This is a genomic window from Ruegeria sp. BF6, from assembly GCF_056538665.1.
Genome location: NZ_JBQFTN010000038.1, coordinates 1 through 4,481 on the forward strand (window position 1 = coordinate 1; position 4,481 = coordinate 4,481).

Below are 4,481 nucleotides of genomic sequence, written 5' to 3' on the forward strand. Positions count from 1 at the left end.
CATGACCGATATTAAGCGCACGCCGTTGTACTCATTGCATGTTGAGTTGGGTGGCAAGATGGTTGATTTTGCTGGGTGGGAGATGCCTGTTCAGTATCCGATGGGGATCATGGGCGAGCATAAGCAGTGCCGTGAGAAGGCGGCAGTGTTTGATGTGAGCCATATGGGTCAGGTGATCCTGCGGGGTGAGGATGTGGGTGAGAAGCTGGAAGCTTTGTGCCCGCAGGCCTATGCGACGCTGAAGGAAGGCAAGGCGCGGTACGGGTTCTTTACCAATGCGGACGGCGGGATCATGGATGATCTGATCGTGTCGAATGCGGGCGATCATTACTTCGTGGTGGTGAACGCGGCGCTGCGTGATCAGGACATTCCGCATATGTGCGATAACCTTGAAGGCGTCGAAGTGACCGAGATCTTCGACCGCGCGCTGGTGGCGGTGCAGGGTCCCAAGGCCGAGGACGTGGTGGGCGACCTCTGCCCTGCAGCCCGTGACCTGAAGTTCATGGAAACCACGATTGCCGATATCAACGGTGTCGAATGCCGCATCTCGCGGCTGGGCTATACCGGCGAGGACGGCTACGAGATCTCGATCCCCGAGGACAAGGCGATCGAGATCACCCGCGCCTTCCTGGCGCATGAGGATTGCGAACCGGCGGGCCTGGGTGCGCGCGATAGCCTGCGGCTGGAGGCGGGTCTGTGCCTTTATGGCAATGACATCGACCAGAGCACCTCGCCGATCGAGGCCTCTCTGGGCTGGGCGATCCAGAAGCGCCGCAAGGAAGAGGGCGGCTTTCCAGGCGCCGAGCGTGTCCAGAAGGAACTGGCCGAAGGTCCCGCCCGCAAGCTGGTGGGCATCAAGCCGGAAGGCCGCGCACCTGCGCGCCAGGGCGTGGAAATTCAGTGCGCTGAAGGAAACACCATCGGTCAGATCACCTCGGGCAGCTTTGGTCCCACGGTCGGCGGCCCGGTGGCGATGGGCTATGTGTCCGCCGGTCACGGCGAGCCGGGCGAGACGGTGAACCTGATCATCCGGGGCAAAGCACAACCGGCGCAGATCGTGGCGCTGCCCTTCGTCAAACAGAATTACAAGCGTTGAAGTCAGGAGAGAGAGACATGGCAACCTATTATTCCGAAGAGCATGAATGGCTGACCGTTGAGGGTGACACGGCCACTCTGGGCATCACCAAACATGCTGCCGAGCAGCTGGGCGAGGTGGTCTTTGTCGAGCAGCAGGACGCGGGCGAGGAATTTGCCAAGGATGGTGAGATCGGCGTGATCGAATCCGTCAAGGCGGCCTCCGAGCTTTATGCGCCGGTCGATGGCGAGATCGTCGAGGTCAACGAGGCGCTGGCCGACAACCCCGGTGCGCTGAACGAAGACCCCGAGGGCGAGGCCTGGATCTACAAGATCAAGATCACGGATGCGTCGCAGCTGGAAGACCTGATGGACGAAGCCGGCTACAAGGCCTTCATCGGCTGAGCCTCTGCAGGGGTCCTGACCCGGGACCTCACCCGTTCGGGCCAAGCCGGCCCGCATTCTACCCGGAGGCTCTCGCGGCCTCCGCCGGACCTGACTTATTCATAGGAGCGCTGCAATGGCCTTCAAACTGACCGACTACGAAGCCTATGACTTTGCCAATCGCCGCCATATCGGGCCCAGCCCGACCGAGATGCGCGACATGCTCAAGGTGATCGGCTTCAAGACGCTGGACGAGCTGATCGACGCCACCGTTCCGCCCGCGATCCGCCAGAAAGAGCCGCTGGACTGGGGTCCGGCGATGACCGAACGGGATGCGCTTTTCCACATGCGCGAGGTGGCCGGCAAGAACAAGGTTCTGACCTCGCTGATCGGTCAGGGCTATTATGGCACCACCACCCCGGCGCCGATCCTGCGCAACATCCTGGAAAACCCGGCCTGGTACACAGCCTACACCCCTTATCAGCCCGAGATCAGCCAGGGCCGGCTTGAGGCGCTGTTGAACTTCCAGACCATGGTCAGTGATCTGACCGGGCTGGACGTGGCCAACGCCTCGCTGCTGGACGAAGCCACCGCTGCCGCCGAAGCCATGGCAATGGCCAAGCGCGGCGGCCGGTCCAAGGCCAACAATGCGGCCTTCTTTGTCGACCGCAACTGCCACCCGCAGACCATCGCGGTGATCAAGACCCGCGCCGAGCCTTTGGGTATCGACGTACAGGTGGGCGACCCCGACAGCCTCGACGCAGGCGCAGTTTTTGGCGCGATCTTCCAGTATCCGGGCACCCACGGCCATGTGCGCGACTACACCGCCGAGATCGCGGCGCTGCACGAACATAAAGCCATCGCCATTGTCGCCGCCGACATCCTGTCGCTGGCGCTGCTGAAAAGCCCTGGTGAGATGGGCGCGGATATCGCCATCGGCTCGACCCAGCGCTTTGGCGTGCCGATGGGCTATGGCGGCCCGCACGCGGCCTATATGGCAACCACCGACAAGCTGAAGCGCTCGATGCCGGGCCGGATCATCGGTGTCAGCATCGACAGCCGCGGCAACAAGGCCTATCGCCTGTCGCTGCAGACCCGCGAACAGCATATCCGGCGCGAGAAAGCCAACTCGAACGTCTGCACCGCGCAGGCACTGCTGGCGGTGATCGCCTCGATGTATGCGGTCTATCACGGCCCCGACGGTATCAAGGCCATCGCGCAATCGGTGCATCGCAAAACCTCGCGCATGGCGGCCGGTCTGGAAGAGGCGGGCTTCTCGGTCGAACCTGAGGTGTTCTTCGACACCATCACGGTCGAGGTCGGCCATCTGCAGAACGTCGTGATGGAGGCCGCCGTGGCCCGGGGCGTCAACCTGCGCAAGGTCGGCGACAGCAAGGTGGGCATCAGCCTGGACGAACAGACCCGCCCCGAGACCATCGAGGCCGTCTGGGGGGCCTTCGGCATCGACCGCAAGGATGACAGCTCGAACAAGCAATACCGCCTGCCGGATTATGCGCTGCGCGAAAGCGCCTATCTGACCCACCCGATCTTCCACCAGAACCGGGCCGAGGCCGAGATCACGCGGTACATGCGCCGTCTGGCCGACCGTGACCTGGCGCTGGACCGCGCGATGATCCCGCTGGGCTCGTGCACCATGAAGCTGAACGCGACGATCGAGATGATCCCGGTCACCTGGCCCGAGTTCTCCAACCTGCATCCGTTTGTGCCGCAAGATCAGGCGCAGGGCTATCACGAGATGATTGCCGACCTGAACGACAAGCTGTGCCAGATCACCGGCTATGATGCGATCAGCCAACAGCCCAATTCGGGCGCACAGGGCGAGTACGCAGGCCTGCTCACCATCCGCAACTATCACTTCGCCCGTGGTGAAGGGCACCGCAATGTCTGCCTGATCCCGACCTCGGCGCATGGCACCAACCCGGCCTCGGCCCAGATGGTGGGCTGGCAGGTTGTGCCGGTGCAGGCGGATGACAAGGGAAACATTGATCTGAATGACTTCCGCGCCAAGGCCGAGAAGCATTCCGATCATCTGGCCGCCTGCATGATCACCTACCCGTCCACCCATGGCGTGTTCGAGACCACCGTGCAGGAGGTCTGCCAGATCACCCATGACCATGGCGGTCAGGTCTATATCGACGGCGCCAACATGAACGCCATGGTCGGCCTGTCGCGCCCCGGTGACATTGGCGGCGATGTCAGCCACCTGAACCTGCACAAGACCTTCTGCATCCCGCATGGCGGCGGCGGCCCCGGCATGGGTCCGATCGGCGTCAAGGCGCATCTGGAAGAGCACCTGCCCGGCCACCCGGAATACGGCACCGCCGTGGGTCCGGTCTCGGCGGCACCGTTTGGTTCGCCTTCGATCCTGCCGGTCAGCTGGGCCTATGTGCTGCTGATGGGCGGTGCGGGTCTGACCCAGGCGACCAAAGTGGCGATCCTGAACGCCAACTACATCGCGGCACGTCTGCAGGATGCCTATCCGATCCTCTATACCTCCGAGTCGGGCCGTGTGGCGCATGAATGCATCCTCGACACCCGTCCGCTGGACGCCGAGGCGCATGTCACCGTGGACGACATTGCCAAACGTCTGGTGGATTCAGGCTTCCACGCGCCGACCATGTCCTGGCCGGTGGCCGGAACCCTGATGGTCGAACCGACGGAATCGGAACCCATGGCGGAGCTCGACCGCTTCTGCGACGCCATGCTCTCGATCCGGGTCGAGGCGCAGGACATCATCGACGGCAAGATCGATGCGGAGAACAACCCGCTGAAAAACGCCCCCCACACGGTGCGCGATCTGGTCGGCGACTGGGACCGCCCCTACACCCGCGAACAGGCCTGCTTCCCGCCGGGCTCCATGGGCGTCGACAAATACTGGTCCCCCGTCAACCGCGTCGACAACGCATACGGAGACCGAAACCTCGTCTGCACATGCCCCCCAATGGACGCATACCAAGACGCCGCAGAATAAAAATCAGATCCCCCCGCCAAAATGGCGGGGG

The 4,481-nt window shown here is 63.1% G+C and carries 3 protein-coding genes; all 3 read left to right on the forward strand.

Going from position 1 to position 4,481, the window contains the following annotated elements; all coding sequences use genetic code 11:
* Window position 1: 1 nt before the first annotated feature.
* The 3 genes from gcvT to gcvP all read left to right on the forward strand — a co-directional run bounded on the left by gcvT (window position 2) and on the right by gcvP (window position 4,450).
* Window positions 2-1,096 (forward strand): glycine cleavage system aminomethyltransferase GcvT, encoded by a 1,095-nt coding sequence (gcvT, locus tag ACR0IM_RS24385; protein WP_480683475.1) that lies wholly within the window; start codon window positions 2-4, stop codon window positions 1,094-1,096.
* Between the two features lie 17 nt (window positions 1,097-1,113).
* Window positions 1,114-1,479 carry a glycine cleavage system protein GcvH gene (gene gcvH / locus ACR0IM_RS24390; RefSeq protein ID WP_480597314.1) on the forward strand — a complete coding sequence of 122 codons (366 nt, stop codon included), beginning with the start codon at window positions 1,114-1,116 and terminating at the stop codon, window positions 1,477-1,479.
* Between the two features lie 115 nt (window positions 1,480-1,594).
* Window positions 1,595-4,450, forward strand: coding sequence for an aminomethyl-transferring glycine dehydrogenase (gene gcvP / locus ACR0IM_RS24395; protein ID WP_480683476.1), 2,856 nt, complete (start codon window positions 1,595-1,597; stop codon window positions 4,448-4,450).
* The last annotated feature ends 31 nt before the right edge of the window (window positions 4,451-4,481 follow it).

Excerpts from the sequence above, each read along its gene's own strand:
- gcvT (WP_480683475.1), top strand. The coding sequence starts at position 2 with ATGACCGATATTAAGCGCACGCCGTTGTACTCATTGCATGTTGAGTTG.
- gcvH (WP_480597314.1), top strand. The coding sequence starts at position 1,114 with ATGGCAACCTATTATTCCGAAGAGCATGAATGGCTGACCGTTGAGGGT.
- gcvP (WP_480683476.1), top strand. The coding sequence starts at position 1,595 with ATGGCCTTCAAACTGACCGACTACGAAGCCTATGACTTTGCCAATCGC.